General features: G+C 58.0%; 18 protein-coding genes and 1 riboswitch. Of the genes, 9 read left to right on the forward strand and 9 right to left on the reverse strand.

Annotated elements, in window-relative coordinates:
- Positions 1 to 23: 23 nt before the first annotated feature.
- From CKROP_RS08350 to CKROP_RS11500, 8 genes are all read right to left on the reverse strand, one after another.
- Positions 24 to 1,457, reverse strand: a complete 1,434-nt coding sequence (locus CKROP_RS08350) for a sulfate adenylyltransferase subunit 1 (protein ID WP_012732301.1) — start codon at positions 1,455 to 1,457, stop codon at positions 24 to 26.
- Positions 1,457 to 2,383 carry a sulfate adenylyltransferase subunit CysD gene (cysD, locus tag CKROP_RS08355; protein ID WP_012732302.1) on the reverse strand — a complete coding sequence of 309 codons (927 nt, stop codon included), beginning with the start codon at positions 2,381 to 2,383 and terminating at the stop codon, positions 1,457 to 1,459. The genes CKROP_RS08350 and cysD overlap by 1 nt, the downstream gene beginning before the upstream one ends.
- A gap of 68 nt (positions 2,384 to 2,451) precedes the next feature.
- Positions 2,452 to 3,345, reverse strand: a complete 894-nt coding sequence (locus tag CKROP_RS08360; RefSeq protein WP_012732303.1) for a phosphoadenylyl-sulfate reductase — start codon at positions 3,343 to 3,345, stop codon at positions 2,452 to 2,454.
- Between the two features lie 97 nt (positions 3,346 to 3,442).
- Positions 3,443 to 3,757 carry a hypothetical protein gene (locus tag CKROP_RS08365; protein WP_237698413.1) on the reverse strand — a complete coding sequence of 105 codons (315 nt, stop codon included), beginning with the start codon at positions 3,755 to 3,757 and terminating at the stop codon, positions 3,443 to 3,445.
- The gene (locus CKROP_RS08370; protein WP_012732304.1) at positions 3,754 to 5,703 is read right to left on the reverse strand and encodes a nitrite/sulfite reductase; all 1,950 of its coding nucleotides are present in this window, start codon (positions 5,701 to 5,703) and stop codon (positions 3,754 to 3,756) included. The genes CKROP_RS08365 and CKROP_RS08370 overlap by 4 nt, the downstream gene beginning before the upstream one ends.
- A gap of 347 nt (positions 5,704 to 6,050) precedes the next feature.
- On the reverse strand, positions 6,051 to 7,091 hold the full coding sequence (locus CKROP_RS08375; RefSeq protein WP_012732305.1) for a sulfite exporter TauE/SafE family protein: 1,041 nt from the start codon (positions 7,089 to 7,091) through the stop codon (positions 6,051 to 6,053).
- 592 nt (positions 7,092 to 7,683) lie between these two features.
- Positions 7,684 to 9,762 (reverse strand): sucrose-specific PTS transporter subunit IIBC, encoded by a 2,079-nt coding sequence (locus CKROP_RS08380; RefSeq protein ID WP_012732306.1) that lies wholly within the window; start codon positions 9,760 to 9,762, stop codon positions 7,684 to 7,686.
- Positions 9,763 to 10,363: 601 nt separating this feature from the next.
- The gene (locus CKROP_RS11500; protein ID WP_052292408.1) at positions 10,364 to 11,968 is read right to left on the reverse strand and encodes a glycoside hydrolase family 32 protein; all 1,605 of its coding nucleotides are present in this window, start codon (positions 11,966 to 11,968) and stop codon (positions 10,364 to 10,366) included.
- Positions 11,969 to 12,660: 692 nt separating this feature from the next.
- Here CKROP_RS11500 and CKROP_RS08390 point away from each other — a divergent pair.
- The 4 genes from CKROP_RS08390 (at position 12,661) to CKROP_RS08405 (ending at position 16,887) form a co-directional block, all read left to right on the forward strand.
- A complete protein-coding gene (locus CKROP_RS08390) occupies positions 12,661 to 14,454 on the forward strand; it encodes an APC family permease (protein ID WP_012732308.1) in 1,794 nt (597 codons plus the stop codon).
- A gap of 340 nt (positions 14,455 to 14,794) precedes the next feature.
- Positions 14,795 to 15,802, forward strand: coding sequence for a lactate/malate family dehydrogenase (locus CKROP_RS08395; RefSeq protein WP_012732309.1), 1,008 nt, complete (start codon positions 14,795 to 14,797; stop codon positions 15,800 to 15,802).
- Entirely contained in the window at positions 15,802 to 16,278 is a 477-nt protein-coding gene (locus CKROP_RS08400; protein WP_012732310.1) for a GNAT family N-acetyltransferase, read from the forward strand. Before CKROP_RS08395 ends, CKROP_RS08400 begins: the two co-directional genes overlap by 1 nt.
- Before the next feature lie 114 nt (positions 16,279 to 16,392).
- Positions 16,393 to 16,887, forward strand: coding sequence for a mycothiol transferase (locus CKROP_RS08405; RefSeq protein WP_041628899.1), 495 nt, complete (start codon positions 16,393 to 16,395; stop codon positions 16,885 to 16,887).
- Between the two features lie 56 nt (positions 16,888 to 16,943).
- Here CKROP_RS08405 and thiD read toward each other — a convergent pair whose 3' ends face one another.
- Complete coding sequence (gene thiD, locus CKROP_RS11595; protein ID WP_012732312.1) at positions 16,944 to 18,089, reverse strand: bifunctional hydroxymethylpyrimidine kinase/phosphomethylpyrimidine kinase; 1,146 nt, start codon at positions 18,087 to 18,089, stop codon at positions 16,944 to 16,946.
- Positions 18,090 to 18,236: 147 nt separating this feature from the next.
- On the opposite strand from thiD, the gene CKROP_RS10845 reads away from it, so the two are divergent.
- The 5 genes from CKROP_RS10845 (at position 18,237) to thiC (ending at position 24,212) form a co-directional block, all read left to right on the forward strand.
- Positions 18,237 to 19,247 carry an ABC transporter ATP-binding protein gene (locus tag CKROP_RS10845; protein ID WP_169302966.1) on the forward strand — a complete coding sequence of 337 codons (1,011 nt, stop codon included), beginning with the start codon at positions 18,237 to 18,239 and terminating at the stop codon, positions 19,245 to 19,247.
- Positions 19,248 to 19,285: 38 nt separating this feature from the next.
- The gene (locus tag CKROP_RS08420) at positions 19,286 to 20,152 is read left to right on the forward strand and encodes an ABC transporter permease (protein WP_012732314.1); all 867 of its coding nucleotides are present in this window, start codon (positions 19,286 to 19,288) and stop codon (positions 20,150 to 20,152) included.
- Positions 20,153 to 20,271: 119 nt separating this feature from the next.
- Positions 20,272 to 21,510, forward strand: coding sequence for a sensor histidine kinase (locus tag CKROP_RS08425; protein WP_012732315.1), 1,239 nt, complete (start codon positions 20,272 to 20,274; stop codon positions 21,508 to 21,510).
- Positions 21,507 to 22,136 (forward strand): response regulator transcription factor, encoded by a 630-nt coding sequence (locus CKROP_RS08430; protein WP_012732316.1) that lies wholly within the window; start codon positions 21,507 to 21,509, stop codon positions 22,134 to 22,136. Before CKROP_RS08425 ends, CKROP_RS08430 begins: the two co-directional genes overlap by 4 nt.
- A 118-nt stretch (positions 22,137 to 22,254) precedes the next feature.
- Positions 22,255 to 22,363: riboswitch (TPP riboswitch) on the forward strand.
- Positions 22,362 to 24,212, forward strand: a complete 1,851-nt coding sequence (thiC, locus tag CKROP_RS08435; RefSeq protein ID WP_012732317.1) for a phosphomethylpyrimidine synthase ThiC — start codon at positions 22,362 to 22,364, stop codon at positions 24,210 to 24,212. It overlaps the preceding riboswitch by 2 nt.
- Positions 24,213 to 24,280 lie beyond the last annotated feature (68 nt).

Genomic DNA, 24,280 nt, shown 5'->3' on the forward strand with positions numbered 1-24,280 from the left:
ACTCTCACGACTTTTCACGTCTCTCAGGCCGTCGCGCTATCCGCTTGCTGACCTTCCCGCGGAAGGACCAAGCCGGCGGCCACGGTATCGCCCGTCTGATCGTCGATAAGCAGGAAAGACCCGATCTTGCCGCCAGGTTGGTAGGGCTCGAATGGGATGGCGTCCCGCGTTTTGATCGTGACGCGCGCGAGTTCGTTGGATTCCAGCGTCGTCACGGGTTCGTCGTTGAATTCGCTGGGGCGCGTGGGGAGCAATTTGCCGGAATCGACGTCGATAATGCCTTGAATATCTAACAATTGGGCTTTGGTGGTGTGCGCGCCGTAGCGGAGTAATAACCGACGACGGACGACGAGCGGACGCTGGCTGGTGTGGACGATGGTGGCCTCGACGGTGTTTGTAGTGGCGGGATGGGGAGTTCCGGCGATCAGCGCGCCGCGCGACAAGTCGATGTCCGTGTCCAGTTCGACGCTCACGGAGCTGCCGGCAACCGCGCGCGCCGGCACCTCGACCGGATCACCAGCAATACTGAGCGTTGTTATTCGGGCGGTGCGGCCACCGGTGACCGTCACTTCGTCACCGACGCCGACGGAACCTGCCGCGATCCGGCCGGCGAAGCCTCGGTATTCGGAGTCGTGGTCGCGAATAACGTAGTCCACCGGCAGGCGGAGAGCCTGGTCAGCGGCGTTATCGACTGTAGCGGCGTCGTCGACTGTAACGGCGTCGTCAATGTTTTCTAATATTTCGACGATGCTGGGGCCGGTGTACCACGGCGTTCGGGCGGACGTTTCGACCACATTGTCACCCTTGAGCGAGGAGATCGGGACGACGCGGACGTCGTTGAGGTGCGCGCGGTCGGCCAGTGCTGCGACCTGGTCCTCGATGGTGCGGAGGGTAGCTTCGTCGTAGTCGACCAGGTCGATTTTGTTGACGGCGACGACGACATGCGGGACGCCGAGCAGCCCCGCGACCGTCGCGTGACGATTAGTTTGGCGGACTACGCCGTTGCGTACGTCGATAAGCAAAATGACGACGTCCGCGGTGGACATCCCGGTGACGGTGTTGCGCGTGTACTGCTCGTGGCCGGGGCAGTCCGCCAGGATGAATTTGCGCTGGTCAGTGGCGAAATAACGGTAGGCCACGTCGATGGTGATGCCCTGCTCGCGCTCAGCGCGGAGGCCGTCGACCAGGAGCGAGAGGTCCGCCTCGGCCAAGCCCCGAGCTTCCGACGAGCGCTGAACCGCTTCATATTGATCGCTAAGGATCGATTTCGTGTCGTGAAGCAGGCGGCCGACGAATGTGGATTTGCCATCGTCGACGGAACCCGCGGTGCAGAGCCGGACGGTAGGCAGCTGGTTATTGGCTGGGGTGGGGGTGGAGCGGGTGTCGGCGGACGTGGTGGTCGTCGCGCGGGTGTCGTCGGCAACGGTGTCGAGCGTCGCGGTTGTACTGTGAGACATCAGAAGTACCCATCTTTCTTCCTATCCTCCATGGAGGATTCGGACAATTTGTCATCTGCGCGGGTGGCGCCGCGTTCGGTCGTGGTTGAGCGGCGGATTTCGTCGATAATGTCGGCGTTGGTGCGGGCTTCCGACTCGACCGCTCCCGTACACGACATGTCACCGACGGTGCGGTAGCGGACGGTCTTCGTGACGATTTCTTCGCCGTCGCGCGGGCCACCCCACTCGCCCGGTGAGAGCCACATCCCGTTGCGGTTGAACACTTTGCGCTGGTGGGCGTAGTAAATGGGGGCGAGTTCGAGGTGGCGCGCGTCGATGTAGTCCCAGACGTCGGCCTCCGTCCAGTTGGAGATGGGGAAAACGCGGACATTCTCACCGGGCTGCACTTTTGCGTTGTAGATGCCCCACAGTTCGGGGCGCTGCCGGCGCGGGTCCCACCCGCCGAACGAATCACGGACGGAAAACACGCGTTCTTTCGCGCGGGCTTTTTCCTCGTCGCGACGTGCTCCACCAAGGACGACGTCGTAACCCTGGTTTTCAATCGTCTCGACGAGGGGGACGGTCTGCAACGGGTTGCGTGTGCCGTCGGGACGCTCGTGGAGTTCACCGCGGTCGATCCAATCTTGAACCTTAGCGACGCGAAGAGTGACGCCGGGGCGGGCGGCGATCGCGTCACGGAACGCGAGGACCTCGGGAAAGTTGTGGCCGGTGTCGACGTGGAGAAGTTCGAAGGGGATCGACGCGGGAGCGAATGCGCGACGGGCGAGTTCGAGGACGACGACGGAGTCTTTGCCGCCGGAGAACAAAATGGCGCCGCGATCTGCCTGACCGGCGGCTTGCCGAATGATGTCGATGCCTTCCGCTTCGAGTAGCGCTAAATGTGGAGGTAAGGAGGACGCGACGCGCGTCGGGGCGGCTGTTGTCATGGGGTTTTCCTAACTGTGGGGTTGGGGTGATGACGAGCGTGGGTTTTGGGGGCGGACGCCAGCGCGGGCTAAACATGCAGGCCACACTCGGTTTTCTCCTTCCCTTGCCAGCGCCCGGACCGCGGGTCCTCCCCCGCTTGCACCCGCGCCGTGCACGTTGCGCACCCGATGGACGGGTACCCCTGCGTCGTTAAGGGGTGCCGGATCAAATCGTGCTCAACGATGTAGTTCTCGACGTCGTCGTCGGTCCAAGTAATGATGGGGTTGATCTTCAGCCGCCCAGCCTTGTCGATTTCGAGGACGGGAGTATGCGCGCGGGACGGCGCGTCGACACGCTTGAGTCCCGTCACCCACGCGGGGTAGCCGGCCAGCGTCTCCTGGAGCGGCACGACTTTCCGCATGTGGCAGCAGAGGGTGGGATCGGTTGCGTAGAGATCCTTGCCGTAGCGTTGGTCCTGCTCACGGCGCGTGAGATGCGGAACAACCCGAAGCAGCCGGTTCGAATACCGCCTCTCCACGGCATCCGCGACATCCAGCGTCTCGGCAAAGTGGTAGCCGGTGTCTAAAAAGACGAGGTCGGCGGCTGGCGCGTACTTCTCCGCGAGATCAGCCAAGACAGTGTCCTGCATCGATAGCGTGACCGCCAGCTTCGGGACATAATCATGCGCCCATTGCATAATCTCTTCCGCGCTGGCTTTTTCCAGTTCCGCGGAGTAATCGAGAGCCAGATTCAGCATCTCAGCCTGATAATCATTGCCGACGTCAGGTGCGTTTCTCTCTGACGTATTTCCGTCCCGCGCCTCGACGATGGGGTCTTCGATGCCACGGGTGTGCCGGACGATCGAGGTCTGCGCGGCCCTCTCTGATCTCCGGGCGTTGGGCGCGTTGTGCTCCGCGCTGTGGGAATCAGGCACATCCGTCGTCGATAAATGTTCGCCGTGATTCGTTGTCGGGGTGGACATGGAGAGTCACTCCTTAGTATTCACCGGTATCACCGCGACAGGGCTCATCTCGAGTAGCTTCCTTATGAAACTTATGAACGCTGCCGATGTGTGGTGGTTACTGCTGGTTTTGTTTGTTTACGTTTCTGGGTAGGTATCCATGGAATTTCACGCTGAAAACATGGCAACATTCCCGGCATTCCCAGGCGTATTCGGTTTGCGTATCAGGGAAAAGCAATTCCGAACCGCAATAGGGACAGTTATTAATGATGGCCCGATTCGGATTCGAATGGCCTTTCTTTCCGGGAACATCACGATGAAGTTTCGGCGCCTTATCCTCCTCCGGAATATCCGTGTTGTCGGTATAAGAATTCGTAGGCGAGTTCATATCAGAATGGTTGCCGACGTCGTTTTTGATTACTGCTGCGCTCATTGCAAATCCTCGTCTGGGGCGCGAAGGACCCATTCGCGAAACTGTTCACCCTTGTTTCGATCAGCTTTATATTTGGTGACAAGCCTTTCGACGTAATCGGCGAGTCCTGCACTCGTGACTTTGTGGCCACGGAGTTTTCGTCCAAAATCGGGGTGGAATCCGAGGGCCCCTCCGAGGTGAACTTGGAATCCTTCAACGCGATTGCCATCTTGGTCGGTGACGATTTGCCCTTTGAGCCCGATATCCGCCAATTGCGTTCGGGCGCACGAGTTGGGGCAGCCATTAAGGCTGATCTTTAAGGGAACATCGAGATCACCTAAGCGTTCTTCGAGTTCGTCGGCTAACCGAACTGCGCGTTGTTTTGTCACAACGAGGGCAAGTTTGCAGAATTCCAACCCCGTGCATGAAATGATGTCGCGTCGAAAACTCGAAGGCTTCGCCGATAGTCCCTCATTATCAAGGGCATGAAGTAGATGGGGCACGCGACCCCGTTTGACGTCGAGAAATAGGAGTTCTTTATTCGGAGTGGTTCGAATTCGACCCGATCCAAATTTATCGGCGAGCTCAGCCAAGCGAATCAGCTGACGCCCTTCAGTGTGCCCAACCGTAGGTTTCACCCCCACATACTTCAGCCCATCCTGCTGGTCGTGAACGCCGATATGATCCCGATAACCTGGGGCAACCGGCGGCTCCACACCGTCGCGGAGCGGATGACCGAGGTAGTCGTTTTCCAAAACTGAACGCAGCTTTTCGACGCCCCAATCAGCGACGAGGAACTTCAGGCGAGCGCGGTTACGCAAACGTCGATAACCGTAATCGCGGAAAATGGAGACGATGCCCTCCCACACATCAGGAACCTCGTCGAGAGAAACAAACACGCCCAAACGCTGAGCAAGCATGGGATTCGTCGACAAGCCCCCGCCTACCCAAACGTCGAAACCAGGCCCATGCTCAGGATGCCTAACACCGATAAACGAAAGGTCCTGAATCTCATGCGTCACATCTTGACGAGAGTTTCCCGAAATTGCAGTCTTAAACTTCCTCGGGAGATTTGAATACTCCGGCTTAGGAAGGCGATTGTTTTTAATCTCCTCAATCGCCGGTGTTGCATCAATAATTTCATCAGCAGCGACGCCGGCCACCGGCGAACCCAAAATGACGCGCGGAACATCACCACAACCAAAATTCGTGGACAAGCCCACACTGTTTAAGCGATCCCAGATCTCCGGGACATCTTCGATTCGGATCCAGTGGAGCTGCACATTCTGACGGTCCGTAAAGTCGGCGGTTCCACGGGCGAAGTCGCGGGAAATTTCACCGATGACCGTTAGTTGCTCGGAATTAACGACGCCACCGTCTAAACGGATCCTCATCATGAAGTAATGGTCCTGGAGTTCAGCATTACTTTTGATGCTTGTTTGCTCTCCATCCATATCCTGGCGGCGCTGGGTATAAAGGCCGATCCATTTAAAACGCGGGGCGAGGTCATTCGCCGGAATGGAATCGAACCCCTGAAGCGCGTAAATATCGCGGACGCGCTGGGCGACGGCGACACCGGCGTCCTCAGCCTTGATCTTTTCGTCGTCGTTGAGGGCCTCGTGACCATCTACAGCCCACTGACCTTGGGGCTTCGGCTTTCGACGAGGACGAGAACACCCACCGGCAGCGCGTCCACCTGTGGTGCGTCCGCTGGCTCTCTGAGCGCGAGGCGAATCAGTCGACCGAGCTGCAGATGCGGCTTTTTCCCGGGTGGGAGTCGCGTCTCTCGTGCGGGACTGGGCGGAATCGTCAACGCCGGTAGCGGAGGCCTCGTGCTGAGCTGTTTCGTTACGAGTGGGGGTTGTCATGGCTTTATCCTTCGTTTCGTTGTGGCAAGAAGCCGGATCAATTGGGCTGCGTTGAGAACTCGGGGTTTCACATCGCGGGGCTATCAGATCGGGTGCCATTAGCTGGTCGGCTGGCTGGACGGCAATTGGTGGGGCCGCCGTCGGCGAGGAAGTCAGGTGAGCATCGGTTCGTCGTCACTTCCTCGTCGGTCGGAATGGTGGATTATGTACTCCACCGTCCGCGGCAGGGTGATTGTTTCAGCTTCCCCGTGAAAGGACGACCACAACTCTTCGCTTCCGAAGCAGTTATTATGTGCCTCACAGGAGCCTGTTTCACCTGATAAACGGGCTTTTATCCAACCAGCACACTGCCTGACTTCAGAGTTCCGATCGATCCCCTAGTGATAGACCAAGTTGTTTTTGATTGTGCTCAAATTCTAGACCGCTCTGTCTATTCTTTCAACTTTTTAGAGACATCGTGCCCCTGACACTGAAGCAGATGCCTGCTCAGCTGCGACATCAGAAGGACCCGTCTTGATCACTTCCGCCCCACGCGTCTCCGCATGCACGCCTGGGCGAGGATCGCGCGAAGAGGACTCGCTACGTGAGCCAGCGTCGTTAAGCGTCGTTAACCGGCTTGAAACGCGCTTTTCCTCTCGAGACTGGGCATATTGCCGAGCCCAATTGCCTGCGATCATCCCAAAGCCAGCGGCTAAGACGACTGCTTCCCACTGGGACGCGTGACCGATACCGAGAGCATCGAGCAACACCTTGACATTCAGCCCGACGAGCAGCACGCCGACCGCGCCACCGAGGACCGACGCATTAACTTTTCCGGCGAGCCACGCGGCAAACGGAGCGGTAACAATCCCGCCGATGAACAGGCCCAATGCCGGCGCAGCGTGGTGCTCAACTTCCCTGCTCAACACCGGTATGAAGCCCAGCGTTGCCGCGGTGGCGACGAGGAATTGCGCGGCCAGGACCGTCCCAACTATCCGCCTCGGCTCGCGTTTTCCGGCCGCCATCAGCGTCGATGTGGTCATCGTTCCCCAGCCACCGCCACCCGTGGCATCCAGACCGCCGACCACAAAACCAAGAATGCCGAGACGCTTCGGTCCCCACACTGTTTTCGCCTGGATGGTGACGAGCCCGATGAATCGCAAAACGATGAATGTCCCCAAAGCGACAAGAATCGCGGCGGTCAGCGGACGCGCTGCTGACGCGCTCGCCTGGCCCAAAACACGTGCGCCGATAAAGGCTCCGAATGCGCCCGGAGCGCCCAGCGATAGAGCTAGCTTCCAGTCGACATTTCCCATTTTCCAGTGGCTAAGCCCCAGCGCAAGGGTGGTGCCCACCTCGACGAGGTGAACGATTGCCGACGCCGTCGCGGCCTGCACGCCAGTAAACACCAGCAGTGTTGTTGAGGTAACCCCGTAGGCCATCCCCATGCTCCCCTTGACCAGCTGTGCACCGACGCCGATCAGGAGAAAAATAATTATCGCTTCCATGGGTTCGCCTTCGCACTACGTTGTCTAAGGTCCGTCAGCCTACAATAGACCGAGCGGTCTAGGTATTGAAAGCGAAACTACCCCTCCCCGTGCACGACGTCAACATTTCTGCGACACAGTGTCCCCCCGGTCGATTTTGCCTGGATGTACCGACCTGCGCGTGAAACCGAGAAGTCTGAGCGCGACTTGGGCGCCAGCCCCTGCCCTGGATGTCTTCTATATCCCCGATACCCCAAATCCGCACCGCAGTATCTATGACTTGCAGTTAATACCGCAGAGTTAATCCTGCAATAGCGATAGTGATGCCGGGATACCCATCCCCGTCGACTCCTATTCACACGAATAGGCTGCCGAAATCCTAAAAGTGCTGGGGTATATACGGTGCTCGTCAGAAAAATGCGGGGATATATGCCAGAAAAATGGCCGAAAATTGACCATATACCCCCACAGTTTTATTTCACCGGCATATACCTCCGCAAAAATCCGGCCTAGTATCTCTCCGTCAGGTCCGGACCATCTTCAGCAATTCCCGATTCCACCTCAAGGATTCGAGTCCTTACATGTTGGCCCGGCACCACACCAGGCCAGCAGCCTAAGCGTCTCCCTTAGAGGACGTCGCATAGCTACCCGCACTCGAAGCCTCCTGGCTCGCAGACACTGTTTGCTTCGGATCCACAGCATAGAGCTCGTCACCTGACGTAATCTCGCTGGGCAAAGACTGAACCAGCCGATGCAGGGGGCCAACCCGTCGATAGTTACTGACAACAACCGGGGTCGTAACTTCGTACCCGGCTCCAGTAATCCCCTCAATATCGAATTCGCCCAAAACTTCACCGGCTTCGACAACATCACCTTGTTTCTTGTGAGGTGTGAAGTACTTACCTTTTAGGTTCACAGTATCGAAGCCAATGTGCATCAAAATGTCCAATGGTTTTCCATCTTCGCCTTTACCGCGAACGGCGAATGCATGCCCAGTCGGAAATGCCACAATAATTTTCCCGCTGATCGGAGCCACGAGTTTTCCTATCGATGGCTTAATTGCCACGCCCGGGCCAAGTTTTCCTTGCGCGAACATTGGCTCGCTAATGGATGAAAGTGGAGATACTTCTCCGGAAAGCGGAGCATAAACCGTTGTTGCATTTTCCGAAGGCGAATCCGAAGCATCGTAGTTGGTGGCCTCGGAAGCCATCGAACCTGTCGGGACGGCTGCATTGTTGCCGGCTCCCACATCAACACCGTCGGGAACATCCGGATCGATCGTGCCTTTTCGGACGAGCGAAAACTTCCCATAGCTGAAAGCCGCAATGAAGGAAAGCACGAAGGTAATAACTGCACAGATCAAGAAGTTGCCCCAGTCACCGGCGCGCATCGAAACCACACCGACGAAACCGGCAGCACCTAAAGCCATGGCCTTCACATTAAACAGGGCGATGAGCGCGCCACCGATAGCTCCGGCACCCATCCCGATATAGAACGGCCAGCGCAAACGTAAGTTAACACCGAAAATAGCTGGCTCGGTAATACCGAATACAGCCGAAACTCCGGACGCACCTGCGAGACCTTTTAATTTTTCGTTCTTCGCGAGGAAGAAAACAGCTAGCGCGCCCGCACCTTGAGCAATGTTTGCCATCGATGCGATAGCAAAGATAAACGATCCGCCTTGGTTCCATAACATCGTCTCGACGGGTGGGAAGCTCTGGTGGAGACCCGTGATAACAATCGGAGAATAAATCAGACCGAAGATGAAACCGCCGATCGGACCACCAGCGTCGTAAATATTTTGAAGTCCGATAGCGAGCTCATCACCGACCCACCGCAACGCGGGGCCGACAGCAATAAAGGTCACAAAACCGGTGATCAACAGGGTAAGAAGGGGCGTGACCATAAAGTCGACGGTGCCCTTGAGCCTCTTATGAAATGCCTTCTCGATGGTCGCCAAAATCCAGGACACCGCGAGTACAGGAAGTACAGTTCCCTGATAACCCGCCTGAGCAACATGCAATCCGAAGAGATCCCAATATTGCATGGATCCTTTATCAATGGCCTCGGCGACGTCATAGCCATTCACGAGAGTTGGCATGACCATGGCCATACCAATGCCGGCGCCCAAAAACTCGTTACCGCCGAAGCGTTTAGTCGCCGTGAAGCCCACCAAAACGGGCAAAAATGCGAAAGGAGCGGAGGCAAGGAGGTTTATCATCTCCGAGACTCCGCTAATTTGTGGGTACATCGCGACTAACGAACGGGACCCGAAAAGCCCTTCGGCAGTCAATACATTATTGAGGGCCATGAGCAGACCCCCACCGACCAGGATCGGGATAAGGGGAACAAATATATCGGCGAGGACTTTTACTCCCCGTGTGAACCAGTTGCTTTTCTCAGCCGCAACGTTTTTCAGTTCCTCTGTCGTCACGGAAATATTCTTGGAGGTAAGCTTATCCAGTTCGCTGAATACTTCATTGACATCCCCCGGGCCGACAATAATCTGGAACATTCCCCCGGTCTCAAAGGTCCCTTTTAAGTCGGGGTCATTATCGAGGGCTTGGGAATCCACCGCCTCGGTATCATTGAGAACCATTCTTAGCCGAGTAGCGCAGTGAGCTGCAGCCACTATGTTAGATTCGCCACCGATAGCGTTGAGAACCCTATCGGCAACCGCCTTGTGATCCACTATTTCTCCTATTCATCCCTGCCAAAGCTAGTGACGATCACTACCTGGTAGTACTACCTGGTATTACTACTAAAAAGATATCTACTTGTTTTGCTGAAACGTGCCGAGCCACCCTTTGCTCTAAAGCGTTTACTTATTATTATTCTGAATTTAAAAATATGACCTATACACAGGAACAAAGTGCTCCTGTTAAGAAGTCACTAACACTCGTTAACAGTAACAGATGCTGCAGACGAAATATTGATGGCTTATGAGGCACGCTTTTTAGACGCACGGGACATTTATCTGCACAGACAGATCTTGGTAAGACAAAGATCTCTAGGAGAGTTTCGCACGGCCGTGGGATACGTCACACATAACGGGGATATATCACGAATTTCTGAGATAAATGATGCATCCGGCATGAATCAGGGACCCTTGTAAAAATCAAACACCTCTGAGATATACCCCGAAAAACACTCAGACATCAGCCGCACTCGAAGTGCTATCTAAAAACACAGCTCAGTCATTTTTAATGGAGTAGAACAAGGCGCAGTAACGTCGATCACAAATAGCATCGTCTAATGCATGAAAGAACGAAGGAATCGGACCACGCAACCAATCACATCGAACTCGCCTCTTCGTGCAATTCGCACCAGGTCTCCCCTTCCGAAGGGTAAACCATCGACGACAGCGCTATTTGCCCGCCACCAGCTAAAACCTCTAACGTGCAGCCGTCGACGACTATCGACGTCGCGCCTTGCATGTATTCCGTATCAACATCAGCCACCCGCACATCACCATTAATCTCGACCGATACCCTGCTACGTCCAACGTCAATCCGTGCTGCTTGGTTGCCGCCCGTGTCGGTAAGGAACACGGAATGCACGGCGTCACTATCGCTCGGCGCAGCGACCTCACGATGTTGCACCCAAAACGGTCCGTAATTATCTACCTTCGCAGCCTCGGCTGCACATGAACGTATTGTCCCCACGTCCGGCAGGAATGACTGAATCAGCCGATGATCCCGCAGCACTACACGACGCGGCATCGTTAGCGAATGAACCCATCCCGCGGCTGACACCGTGGGCGCATCATCGGCATCGGGTAACCCCATCCACCCCAGCATGACAGCAGAATCCCACGCGCCAGAATCCTGCCGTGGCCGTCGTCGGTAATAAGCACTCTCTGACGAGCGGAAATTATCAACCGGACCACTCTGATCGCTTAGAGACTCTTCCTTAAGTACATCAGTTTTCTTATTAACTTCCTGCAGGTCAGCAATACACGATCCATCCGCGAACTGCGGAGCATAAAAAGTGTGACCATAATCAAGCTCCGAAAATCCCCGAATTACAGAAAACGTCGTTCCTTCTAGCTTGCCGACGATGTAACCGCACTGATCACTACTCGCGTAGTGACGAACCCCATTGATCCGACGCTCAGAAAGCCCCTGCGGGCACATGACGAGAACGTCCAAATCCTCTCCTGTGCTGCGGTCATGCATGCGGAAGAGGTTTGGACACTCCCACATATAGCCACGCGGAAGAATGTCCGGAGCAGAACCAGACTGCGCAGAGTTTACGTCGAAAATAAGCTCACCTTCGTAAGCCCAGTGAACTAAATCGTCGGAACGATACAAAGCAATCCCACCGGTGAGATCATTTCGCTGCGCACCAATGACCATTCGCCAGCGTCGTTTTCCCCCATAATCTCGCGTCACCATCGGGTCACGGAAATGCTCGGTAAACCCCGGGGCAGGACCATCGATCACCGGATTTTCTGGATAATGGCGAAACTCCATACCAACAACCGGATCATGTGTCGCGCGAACCAAGTTTTGAGTTGTACGCCGACGAATTTTTCCATTTTCCACCGGAACCTTGACATTTCCAGTGTAAAAAATCGCTAACGAATCCTTATTGTCTTTATTGTTTCGCCCATTTTCGTTAACGCCGACAGCATTTCCGGAATAACAACCCTGCATGTCATATGGATGGCCCGGATACAGAGAATCAGGATGGTGAGTAATCCGCCATGCATTTTTTCCAGTAATAGGTACGGACGCGCGGGCCCAGCCGGTGCGTTTAGGCGTACGAGGAAAAACCGGGTCGTGCTGATAAAAGATGTGGAGTGTGTTGCCGACGATGCACAAACCATTCGGGTCGTTCAACCTGCCCTGGATAGGAGTGACATGCAGAAAGGGGCGCATCGAATTGGCTTTCATGGCACCTATGGTAGCGGTTTGGCGCTGTAGGTTGACCTTACGTATGGGGGTTGCATCCGATGATTGATCGCCACTAATGGTGGGGCAGCTCCGGGAATAGTAATCGATATCCCCTAGGCGCGGCCGAAAGTGCATAATTTCTCGGAATTGTGAAAGTGATCGTGGTTAATGTGGCTCCATCGGGCCATTCTCAAGCTCAGGTGCCTTCGTCATAGGAAAACTGCGGGGAAATATGGGCCGTTCCTGAGAAAAATGCGGAGGTATATGCCAGAAAAATGGCCGAAAATCGGCCATATATCCCCGCAGTTTTCTGAACCTGGCATATACCCCCACAAAATTCAGGCACCGAGCCGGTCTTGGGCGGAATAGGGACTACGCACAGCACACCACCGAACGAGGTGTCGCAACAGCAGCCTCGCACCAACTACTACCTCACACGAATAACCGCATCACCCAGCTCAACCAGGTAAAACCCCGCACAGCCCCCATCAAAACCGTGCATCTCACCCACAATTCCTGCCACCCCACACAAGGCCGAAAACCCCACATGTTTTATTTCCAGCTTGTTACTAGCGCACATTCCATCAGCCAAAACGCCAAGAAATATTAAGTTATTGTTTCCGATACTAAGAATTATTCCGGGGAGGTCTAGCGTAACGAACAATTAATTGTTCACACGAAGGGAGACCGAGATGGCATCGCCTGAGGTCACACCAAAAATGTCGGGAAACGCACCCCGCACCAAAAACACCCACCCCACCACACGCCAAGACCACTCCCTACACCGAGGCGTCGGCAGTATTGGCCTGCTGTTCGCAAGCGTCGGATCCATCATTGGATCCGGGTGGTTGTTCGGATCAATGGTCGCTGCTCAAGCGGCCGGCCCGTCGGCAATAATCTCGTGGTCACTGGGCGGGGTCATGATCCTGTTCATTGCCCTGTGCTACGCAGAGCTCGGCACCATGTTCCCTCTTTCGGGCGGGGTCGTGCGCTACCCGCACGTCGTGTTCGGCGGGTTCGCGTCATACATGACCGGGTGGATCAACTGGATTGCGGCGCTCGCGCTCCCTCCGATCGAGGTAATGGGCGCGCTCACCTACGCCACGAAATACGGCCCGTTCACGCACGAACATCTGGTCAGCGGACAGACTGTTCACACGCTCACGCCGTTGGGAATTGCACTCGCGGTCCTGCTCATGGCGGTTTTCGTCGTCATCAATTACTTCGGAATCCGTTGGTTCAGTCGTATCAATAACGTACTTGTGTGGTGGAAACTCGGGATCATCACTTTGGTCGTTGTTTCCTTTGTTGCCCTAGGTTTTCACGGCACCAACTTCACCGCGGGCGAAGGCTTCTTCTCCCACGGGTGGCACGGAGTCTTCACCGCCATCGCGACTTCCGGAATCGTCTTTTCTTTCCTCGGTTTCCGGCAAGGCATCGAATTGGCCGGCGAAACGAGCAATCCGCGCCGAAATGTTCCCCTGGCCGTCGTCGGCTCTGTCCTTATTTGTATTTTGATTTACGTTGCGCTTCAGACAGCTTTTCTAGGCGTTCTTCCGCATAGTGTGATCGCGAATATGGGCGGACACTGGTCCAGCCTCAACTTCAGCGACTCATTCGGTCCACTCGCCGCAGTGTCGACGATGCTCGGGGCGGGCTGGCTCGCCGTCCTCCTCTACATCGACGCAATCGTGTCGCCCGCGGATACCGGACTGATCTACGTCACGACCACCGCCCGCATCTCGCATGGCATGGCTCGGAACGGCAACGCCCCAGCTAAACTCGCCACAACGAACCGTCACGGAGCACCCGTCGTCTCGATGATCGTCGCTTTTGTCGTCGGGCTCGTGCTCTTCCTCCCATTCCCGTCGTGGCAGCAAATGGCCGGATTTATTTCGTCGGCAACCGTCCTATCCTTTGCTTCGGGTCCGCTAACAATGGCGGCGCTGCGCAGCCGACTCCCCCACCACCAGCGCACCTTCAAAGCGCCGTTCGGGCATCTGCTGCCGATGCTGGGGTTCATGTCGTCGAACTTGCTGGTGTACTGGACCGGGTGGACCACCGACCTCAAACTCTTCATCGCGATGGGGCTGGGGCTGGTGCTGCTCGCGGTCAACAAAGCGTTCAGCCGGCACGAGGCGATGAACCGCTACAACATGGCGTTCCGCGCGGGCTTCTGGTACATCCCGTGGCTCACCGGGCTCGCGATCATTTCGTACCTCGGGGACTACGACGGCGGGATCGGACTGCTCCACTTCGACACCGCCGTGCCCGTGATTATGGTGTTCTCGCTGGCAATTTATTGGATGGCGATTCACTTCTCGTTCCCGGCCAAGAGGGTTGAATTTCTTGCCGACGCTATTTCGCGGGAAGCCCGTGGCGACGCGGTGGCAGAGGACGCGGCGGATTCGGCGGCGACAGACGCTGAGGCTGGGGATCCCAGTGAGCCTGAGGGGGAGGCTGTCCTTGCTCCGGTAAAGGCTTAGGTTGCCTGAGTGACGGGGGTTGGGGTCGAGTGCGTGGGCCGAGATGGCTGGGAGATGGCCGGTCCCCGGGGCTTGAGCTTGGGCGCTGGGGACCAAGAGCGGGGGCTGCCCGAATCTCGGGGACTCGGCGCCGACACTAGCGAAAAGTGCGGGGGAATATGCAAGAAAAATGGCCAAAAATTGACCATATACCCCGCAGTTTTGAACTGGCCCCCATATCGCCCCGCAAAAATCACGCGCCGATCCGCTTTACCCCGGTAAAACTGCCAGACCACGCCCCAAAACCCAAAACCCCCACGCCCACGTGACCGACACACCTCAACGCTCTACTGTGATAAGTATGCATTCAACGAAACTTGTGGTGGTAGGCCTAGGCCACGTGGGCTCGTCCGTGGTCACCTTTGCGATGGCGTCGGGGTTGTACTCCGAGATCGCCGTTATTGATACGAAGGAGGGGCTGGCTCTCGGCGAGGGGCTCGACCACTCCCAGTCAACCGGCGTGCCCGGGACAACGAATACGTACATTCATGAGGGCACCTACGACGACACTCGCGACGCCGACGTGATCATTTGCGCAGCTGGGGCGTCGATTGTGCCTGACCCGGACCGCCCGGATTACGTTCCTCCCCGTTCGCTCCTGGCCAAGGTGGGGGCCCAGGCCGCTCGCGACGTCATGAAGAATGTGTCCGAGCGCACCAAGGAGCCTGTCATCATTTTCATCACGAATCCTTTGGATGCCGTGGTCCATATTGCGTCGACGGAATTCGATTACCCGGCGTCGAAAGTGTTAGGTACCGGAACCATGCTTGACTCGGCGCGGCTGCGCTGGACTGTTGCGCAGGAGCTCGGCATCGACCCGAAGTCGGTGACCGGCTACATGATGGGCGAGCACGGGACGACAGCGGTGCCGATCCTGTCGAACCTCAATGTGCAGGGCGTTTCCTGGTCTGAGCTGGAGCGTTGGAGTGGCAAGGATCTGCCGTCGCGCGACGACATTAAGCAGCGGGTCGTTGATTCGGCTTACGACGTTTTCTTTGCGAAGGGATGGACCGACGCGGGTGTGGCTCGCTCCGCCAACGTGCTGGCCAGGTCCGTTCTGCTGAACGAGCGCTCCGTCCACCCGGTCTGCTCGCGCCTCGATGGCGAGTACGGCCTGGGTGATATCTCCATGTCGGTGCCGGCGGTGTTGGGTTCCGAGGGGCTGATTCGTCGCCTTCCTCCGATTGTCGACGCTTGGGAGCAGGAGAAATTAGAGGAGTCGGCTGATTCTATCCGCGCCGTGTATGCCGAGGCGACCAGCGAGAGCGACGAGGGTGGCGAAACGAGCGCGACCAGCGAGGAGGCCTAGTGAGCGTCTATCTCACCGGCAAGCGCCTCATGGACATGACCGCCGCGCAGGTCCATGAACTGTATAAACTCCGCGTCGATATTTTTGTCCACGAGCAGGAAAGCCCCTACAAAGAGATCGACGACACCGACATCCACCCCGGGACTCAGCACCTTCTGGCGTACGAGACCGAAGGTGGCGTGCACCTCATCGGAACGGCCCGAGTTTTCGGGAAGCCCGACGAGGGGCAGCACATCGGCCGCGTTTGTGTGGCTAAGGATGCGCGCGGGCACGGGATCGCGACGCAGCTGGTAAAGAAGGCCCTCGAGGTGTGCACCGAGCGGGCGGCGGGGATCGACCCCAACAAAGGCGCACTGATCGAGCTCGACGCTCAGTCCCACCTGGTCGATTGGTACGAGCGCTTCGGGTTCGTGGTCGATGGTGAGGAATTCGAGGAAGCTGGGCGGCCGCATAAGCACATGAGCATGCGGATTTAGGTCATCGATTTTCGACGATTGACGACGGCACACGCTGCGGTAAATCCGACGCCGCGCACCCACCCCACACGCCACTGATCTGCAGCCACACACCGTCCCGTGTACAACGGAAATATGAACGCTACCGACATTTTCGTTGATTTCGCCTCACGACCCATCGACGCCGCGAAGGGCCTCCCCAACCTCACCCCGGCCCAGCTCAACGCGCACCCCGGCGGCCACGACAATTCCATCGCGTGGCTCCTCTGGCACGCTGGCCGAGAGGTCGATATGCAGTTATCGCAGCTCAACGGCTCCGAGCAGATCTGGACCACCCAAGGTTTCAAGGAGCGTTTCGCCCTCGACAACGGCGATTCGCTCGGCTACGGGCACTCGGCCGAGGAAGCGCGGTCCATCGTCGTTAATGATCAAGAGCTGCTCGTGTCCTATGTCACTGAGACTTTGAACGCGCTCATCGCGTACGCGAAGTCGGGTGTTGATTGGGATGAGGTGATCGACCGCGATTGGACGCCCGAGGTCACGCGCGGTGTGCGGATGGTTTCGATTGTCGACGACGCTGCCCAGCACGTCGGACAGGCGGCGTACATCGCGGGGATGCCGGAGCTGTAACGGACCTGGTCAGAGGGCTTGGGTGGCGTGTGCCGGGACCGGGCGCGGGGGGATGATTAGCGATGCTCCCAAAAGTGGTCCAAAGGCGCATTCCCGTTCACGTGAGCCGGCTCGGGCGTACCGCTGCTATCCCTGTTGCGGTGGAGCCCGATCGCGAAGTCAAGGGTGTCCGCCGCGACTAACGCCCGGCGCGTCCAGGTCGCTGCATCGTGGACTGCGGCTCGCCAATCGCAGGCGGATACGCCGGGATGCGAATCGGGGTCCGCCGAGGTGTCGGCCTGATGAACCCGTCGAGCCGCGAACGTGGCCAGGGCCGAACTAAACGTGCAGCCTGTCCCGTGCGTATTCGTCGTCGCCACCCGGTCGTGGCTCAGCAACGCCGTCTGCTCGCGATCGGCAACAACCTCGGTGACCTTCGGCCCATCATCGCCGAAGCCATTATCGGGGCCGCCGGTCACAACAATGACCGTCCCCAAAGCCTCCGACAACGCCGACGCTGCCTCCGCAATTGTCGACGTCAGGGCTGAGCTATCTGCCGCGGCTTCCTCATCATTACCGACATTTTCATTGCAGACATTGTTTTCGCTTTTACTGGTGTGCTCTTCACCGGGGCCAACACTTTCTTCGCTGTGGTCTCCAACTGCAGCCGACGCGCCTGGGTCACCGCTATCCGAACCCTGAGAATCAATAGCGTCAAGGTGCTTCCGAAGCGTCGCGGGCACCGCTACCCCCGCCATGTCGCACAGCCCGACGAGCTCGCGCCCGTTGGGAGTCAACGCGTCCGCACGTCGGGCAAGGTCAACAAATCCGCTGGTCGCCGTCGTTTCGTCGTCGACAAGCGAGCTACCACTGGAGGCCACCATCACCGGATCCCACACCACCGGTCCAGCAAATGATAGCGCGGTGAGCTCCGCGACAATGGCGTCGGCAATGGAAGAACTGCCGACCATCCCGATTTTGATCGCATCAATCGGGTAATCGTCGGCTACTGATCGAATTTGCTGGGCGACGAATTCCGGGCTCATGTATTCGGCGGCGTCGACGCCTCGTGTGTTTTGCGCGGTCACGGCGGTGATGGCGACGCAGCCGTAGCCGCCCAGTGCGGAGATGGTTTTGAGGTCGGCTTGGATTCCAGCGCCGCCGGAGGAGTCGGAGCCGGCGATGGTCAGGACGACGGGTATGGGTGAGGAGGAAGAGGTCATGTTTCCACACTAAGCGCGCGCGTTACCCGACAACAGGTTTCACAAATAAATTCACACATACTCACACATACCAGCGTGCGATGACCGCTACGAAAACCATGACAAATGGCACTGTTCCGCGCTGCCGACGTCGGCTGTACTTGGTTTATGACCAGTTCATGCACCGCCATCGAAGTCCACGACGTCACTCGCAAGTTCGGGGCAACTACCGCAGTCGACGGTGTTTCGCTATCGGTTGATGCCGGCGAAGTCGTTGCCGTACTCGGGCCCAATGGCGCAGGTAAATCGACACTTCTTGACCTCATCCTGGGTCTCTCCCAACCCGACACCGGCGCGATCTCCGTGTACGGCCACACCCCAGCGAGCGCAGTGCGCGCCGGGCTTGTCGGTGCCGCGCTTCAAGACGGCGGCCTACCCAGCACCATGACCGTCGAGAGAATGGTGCGGACACTCACCTCCGTTCACCCCCAACGCCTGAACCCCAGCGCGGTCCTGTGCGATCCCTCCCTCAACCGGCTGAGGAAACGCAAAATCGGGAAGCTCTCCGGGGGTCAGCGCCAACGACTGCGGCTGGCTTTAGCCACCATGTCGGACCCGCGGGTCCTTATTCTCGACGAGCCCAGCTCTGGGCTAGATGTCACAACACGGTCTGAGCTGTGGAGCGGCATCCAATCCATGGCCGACGACGGCATCACCGTGCTCTTCGCCACACATTACCTCACGGAGGCGGAGCGATATGCCGACCGGGTTATCGTCCTGAACGCTGGAAAAATTGTTGCCGACGGGACACCGGAGCAGCTGACCTCGTGTTATCCGACAATCATTCGCGCTTCACTGACCATTGCCGACGACGAGGGTGCGCGGAATAGTTCAGCGCCCGGATCTGCAGTCAGCGCGGACGAGATGGCTACGCCCGGCGCGACGCAAACCGAAGCGACACAGCCTAGCGCTGCTATGACCGCCGATGATCATATCGACGCTCGTATTAAAGCGTGCCTCGCTGCAGACGACACTTATGAGCGGCACGGCGACGAGGTCATCATCCACACGACCAACCCTGACCAGGTTTTACTCCACACGCTGCAGCAAAAGTTGCTCATCCACCCCACGGTGAATCGCGCTGCGCTCGACGATGCGTTCAGTGAACTCACCCGATGAAACCACCCAGCGACCAACGCCTACACCAGGAGTTACAGATGAATTCCACACGCTCAATGCCGACAACGCCATTACAAAACACGCTGCCTCACGCACGTTCAACGCAGGACACGACAGAATCCCGACAGCGTTCAGGTTTCACGTCGACAATGTTGTACAGCTGGCACTATTTCACGGAGCTGCTTCGTCGGCCAGAAACGCTTGTTTTCTGCCTAATCCTTCCGGCGGCTCTATACCTGATGTTCGGGACGGCCACGGAGAACTCAGACTCCGCGCTCAGGGAGGGCAACGTGGCGGCGTTCATCATGACGGGGATGGGGCTCTATGGATCCGCCATCGCCATGACCTCGATCTTTGGTAGCGCGACGCAGGCTCGTCAGGAGGGGTGGAACCGCCAACTTCACCTCGCGGGGCTCACCACGACGCAGTCCGTGGCTGGGACAATTATCGCTATGGTCGCGTTCGCGGCTCTCCCCATCCTGGTGACGTTCGCCACCGCGCTCGCAACGGGTTCCCAGTTCGACCATGTATGGCAGTGGATAGCAACGGGCGTCCTGAGCTGGCTCGTTACTCTCCCATTCGCTGTTTATGGCCTCGCCGCTGCACTCTGGCTGCGCACGGAAACAGCAACGGGCATCTCCTCAGGATCACTGGTCATTCTGGCGTTTTTCGGTGGAGTATTCATGCCCCTGCAGGGAACGCTTTTCGACATTTCGCGTTTCACACCGTTCTACGGGCCAATCACCATCGCACACTGGCCACAGATGGCAGGCGATCAATTCGGCAGCAACGGCAACCTCATCATGAGTGAATCTCCGGTTTTCGCGTTCTCCGTTACACTCATGTGGACCGCGATCTTCGCCCTCCTGTGCGTCGCAGGGGCACGAAGAGCCATCAAGAAATAAGCGCCGAAAGCGTGGCCTCAGCAGCATAAACTTCATTGCCGACGCCAGTACCGCCGGCGCGCGCACCGTCGGAAACTCGGCACCACAAGCATCACCACATCCACACGGAGACAGCAACCATGGCCCGACCACACCCCCGCACCTGGAGGAACACCGAGCTTCTGTATCCCGCCGTGTGGCTCATCTACCTGACCTTCCCTCTTGGGACATGTCTCACCGCCGACGCCAGCATATTTGCTCGGATTATCGCGTCGATACTGGTCATAGCTTTCGGCGTCGTATACCTCAGCGTCTACCGGTATGCGCACAAATTCGAGGACAACAAGGCGCTCAAACTGTGGGGTGTCACGGGGATCCTTATTGCCATCGGTGCGGTAACTTACCCCGTCACTGGCCTATCTTCTGTGTGTTTCATTCCATATATCTGTGCACTGTGGGTCTTTATCCGATCCGGTCGGCAAGGGATCATAACAGGGATTCTCGTATCGACGGTTCTCGTCATCTGCGTTCTTATCGCCTCCCCGCAGCTTCACGGTCAGACGATGCCCATCGTCCTTGCCGTCGGAGTGGGTGTCGCGATAGTCATTGGAGTAGGAGTCGCCCACGCCGACGAAGAACGACGCCGGGAACTCGAGCGCCAGCTGGACCGCGCGCACCAACGCGAGGCCTATGCCACCGCCATGCATGATGTGCTGAGTCACAGCCTCACCGTCATTGCAGTCAAAGCGCAGCTCGCGTCGCGTCTCCTCGATGCCGAAGCGGACAAGGCCTGCAAGGATAAAGCTCGCGGGGAAATTGACGACATCTACGAGCTATCCCATTCTGCGCTCAACGACATGCGATCGGCACTCGATGAGCTAGCTCCGCCATCGTTGACGGAAACGGTCGAGGAAGCGCAGGCAGTGTGCACCTCCGCGGGGATTTCCCTCGGCACGCACATCGGCAACGACATTCCGCCGGCCACCGCTTCGCTCTACGCAGCAATAGTGAAGGAAGCGACAACCAATATTCTTCGGCATTCCGGGGCGCTATCCGCATCCATCACCGCGACGCCTGCCCGACTCATTATTGCCGACGACGGACATGGTTTTGAACAGGAGAAACGTCGCGCTATCAAAGAGCTACACGACGAGGAGAATGACGCTCAACAACACGGGTTGAACAATGTGAAACAACACGGGCTGGAAGGAATGAAACGTCGCGCCCACAATATCGGCGCCTCGTTCTCGATTCGTTCAACGCCGGGTGAAGGGACGACGGTCACCGTCGAAACCGCACCGGGAAAGACCGCACGGCGAAAGACCACTCCACGAAGGGCCACGCCAAAGGAGACAAAACCGCAGGAGAGAGAGTCATGAGCACCGACAAAGCCGACGGCAACGCCATCCGCGTCTTCATCGTGGACGATCAATCGCTCATTGTGAGTGCTCTCGAGTCGCTCCTCACTCTGGAGCGCGATATCGACGTCGTCGGGACCGCAACAGACGCACATGACCTTACCCATCGCATTGCTGACAGCCACGCCGATGTTGCACTCATCGACATCGAAATGCCAGGTATCGATGGTATTCAAGCCACCGCGGATCTCACCGAGCACGGCCACTGCCGCGTCATCATCGTCACGACTTTCGGCCGGCCCGGATACCTGCAACGGGCGCTCAACGCGGGCGCGCGTGGTTTCGTCGTTAAGGACTCACCCGTAGAAACGTTGACCAGTGCGATCCGGGACGTCTATGCAGGCGAAACCATCATTCCCCTGCAACTTCATGACAAAGTGCGCGCCACCGGGGACAATCCGCTCACCGCACGCGAACGCGATGTGCTCCGCAAAGCGCTCACGGGAGCGACGATCGCGAGCATAGCATCGACGCTGTTCCTCTCCCCTGGCACCGTTCGCAATCACATATCCCGAGCCATCGCGAAAACTAACACCACCACCCGCGCTGAAGCAGCTACCGTCGCACGCGACGCCGGCTGGTTGTGAACTCCGCTGTCGGCGCGCAATGCCGTCCGCACACCACCGCCACCGCACCCACTTACCCCCGGTTGTAACATTTTGTCGCGAACGTTCTGACTACTCCACCCACCTGACATACACTGAGCCACGACCCCACGGGAGCCCATGGCACGGGCTGAGAGGGAGCTGACGCCGCTCCGACCGTCCGAACCTGTCCGGATCATGCCGGCGAAGGAAGAGAGGACCTTAGGCATGTCTGCACCCACCGATTCATCACCGCGCCCACACACCGTCCACGGCGAAAACCACCCCAAACACCACGAGAAATTCGTCGAAAAAGACGGACTTCGCGTACCCTACACCGAGGTCAGTCTCGACGATTCGCCCACGGGCCCCAACGAACCGGCACGCATCTACCGCACAATGGGCCCCGACGTCGACCCCACTCGCGGACTCCCCGGCTTGCGAACACCTTGGATAACCGACCGCGACGACACCACCACCTACGAAGCACGCGGCAAGAAACTCGAAGACGACGGGCGCTCCGCCGTCAAGCGCGGGGCGTCGTCGCAGGAATGGCGCGGCACCACGCGCCGACCCGTCCGCGCGAAAAGCGGCCACCGCGTCACACAGATGCACTACGCCCGGCGCGGCATCATCACGCCCGAAATGAAGTACGTAGCGCTGCGGGAAAACTGCTCCCCCGAGCTTGTTCGGGACGAGGTCGCCGCCGGTCGCGCAATTATCCCCGCCAACGTTAACCATCCGGAGTCCGAGCCGATGATCATCGGGCGTCGGTTCTTGACCAAGGTCAACGCCAATATCGGCAACTCTGCGGTGACGTCGTCGATCAATGAAGAAGTCGAGAAGCTACGGTGGGCCACAAAGTGGGGAGCCGACACCGTGATGGACCTCTCGACCGGCGACGATATCCACACCACGCGCGAGTGGATTATCCGGAACTCGCCCGTGCCCATCGGAACCGTGCCTATTTATCAGGCGCTGGAGAAGGTCAATGGCGAAGCCAACGCGCTGACCTGGGAGATCTTCCGCGATACGGTGATTGAGCAGGCCGAACAGGGCGTCGACTACATGACCATTCACGCCGGGGTGCTGCTGCCGTATGTGCCACTCACGGCGGATCGCGTCACCGGCATCGTCTCCCGTGGCGGCTCCATCATGGCTGGGTGGTGCCTGGCACACCACAAGGAAAGCTTCCTCTACGAGCACTACGACGAGCTGTGCGAAATTTTCTCCCACTACGATGTCGCATTTTCTCTTGGCGACGGACTGCGTCCAGGGTCCATTGCCGACGCGAACGACAAGGCGCAATTCGCTGAGCTGCGCACACTCGCCGAACTGACGCGGCGGGCGTGGGACTACGACGTTCAGGTCATGGTTGAGGGCCCGGGACACATTCCGCTGAACCTCGTCGAGCAGAACATCCGCGTCGAACAGGACTGGTGCCACGGGGCGCCGTTCTACACGCTGGGGCCGCTCGTGACCGACATTGCGCCTGGTTATGACCACGTTACGTCCGCTATCGGTGCGGCCACTATTGCGATGGGCGGGACGGCGATGCTGTGTTATGTCACGCCGAAAGAGCACCTGGGCTTACCTAACCGTGACGACGTCAAAACGGGCGTGATTACGTATAAGATTGCGGCCCACTCGGCGGATGTGGCCAAGGGGCATCCGGGTGCACAGGCCTGGGACGATGCCATGAGTAAGGCGCGGTTTGAGTTCCGGTGGAATGATCAGTTCGCGCTATCGCTCGACCCCGACACCGCGCAGGCCTACCACGACGAAACATTGCCGGCCGAACCAGCGAAAACCGCGCATTTCTGTTCCATGTGCGGGCCGAAGTTCTGCTCTATGCGGATTAGCCAAGATATTCGCGACGCTTATGGCGAGACGATGCTCGGTATGCCTGAGGTGGGTGACCCGATGGGTGATGCGACGGATGTAGAAGCAGGCATGGCGAAAATGGCTGAAGAGTTCCGCTCCCACGGATCCGAGCTCTACATGCAAGAATCCAAAGCGAAAGACACCGCTGAGGACATCGACCACGACCTCGCGAACATGGGTGCACACCACCGCTGATCTCACGGGTTAAAAACCGCGGAGTGAAACGTACGGGGTAAAACCTGCTCCGCGAGGTTTGCAGGATC

It is taken from the genome of Corynebacterium kroppenstedtii DSM 44385, from assembly GCF_000023145.1.
Classification (GTDB): domain Bacteria; phylum Actinomycetota; class Actinomycetes; order Mycobacteriales; family Mycobacteriaceae; genus Corynebacterium; species Corynebacterium kroppenstedtii.

Excerpts from the sequence above, each read along its gene's own strand:
- CKROP_RS08360 (WP_012732303.1), bottom strand. The coding sequence starts at position 3,345 with ATGTCCACCCCGACAACGAATCACGGCGAACATTTATCGACGACGGAT.
- CKROP_RS08430 (WP_012732316.1), top strand. The coding sequence starts at position 21,507 with ATGAGCACCGACAAAGCCGACGGCAACGCCATCCGCGTCTTCATCGTG.
- CKROP_RS08420 (WP_012732314.1), top strand. The coding sequence starts at position 19,286 with ATGAATTCCACACGCTCAATGCCGACAACGCCATTACAAAACACGCTG.
- CKROP_RS08390 (WP_012732308.1), top strand. The coding sequence starts at position 12,661 with ATGGCATCGCCTGAGGTCACACCAAAAATGTCGGGAAACGCACCCCGC.
- thiC (WP_012732317.1), top strand. The coding sequence starts at position 22,362 with ATGTCTGCACCCACCGATTCATCACCGCGCCCACACACCGTCCACGGC.
- CKROP_RS11500 (WP_052292408.1), bottom strand. The coding sequence starts at position 11,968 with ATGAAAGCCAATTCGATGCGCCCCTTTCTGCATGTCACTCCTATCCAG.
- thiD (WP_012732312.1), bottom strand. The coding sequence starts at position 18,089 with ATGACCTCTTCCTCCTCACCCATACCCGTCGTCCTGACCATCGCCGGC.
- CKROP_RS08365 (WP_237698413.1), bottom strand. The coding sequence starts at position 3,757 with ATGAGCGCAGCAGTAATCAAAAACGACGTCGGCAACCATTCTGATATG.
- CKROP_RS08395 (WP_012732309.1), top strand. The coding sequence starts at position 14,795 with ATGCATTCAACGAAACTTGTGGTGGTAGGCCTAGGCCACGTGGGCTCG.
- CKROP_RS08350 (WP_012732301.1), bottom strand. The coding sequence starts at position 1,457 with ATGTCTCACAGTACAACCGCGACGCTCGACACCGTTGCCGACGACACC.
- CKROP_RS10845 (WP_169302966.1), top strand. The coding sequence starts at position 18,237 with ATGACCAGTTCATGCACCGCCATCGAAGTCCACGACGTCACTCGCAAG.
- CKROP_RS08375 (WP_012732305.1), bottom strand. The coding sequence starts at position 7,091 with ATGGAAGCGATAATTATTTTTCTCCTGATCGGCGTCGGTGCACAGCTG.
- CKROP_RS08405 (WP_041628899.1), top strand. The coding sequence starts at position 16,393 with ATGAACGCTACCGACATTTTCGTTGATTTCGCCTCACGACCCATCGAC.
- CKROP_RS08425 (WP_012732315.1), top strand. The coding sequence starts at position 20,272 with ATGGCCCGACCACACCCCCGCACCTGGAGGAACACCGAGCTTCTGTAT.
- CKROP_RS08370 (WP_012732304.1), bottom strand. The coding sequence starts at position 5,703 with ATGGCACCCGATCTGATAGCCCCGCGATGTGAAACCCCGAGTTCTCAA.
- cysD (WP_012732302.1), bottom strand. The coding sequence starts at position 2,383 with ATGACAACAGCCGCCCCGACGCGCGTCGCGTCCTCCTTACCTCCACAT.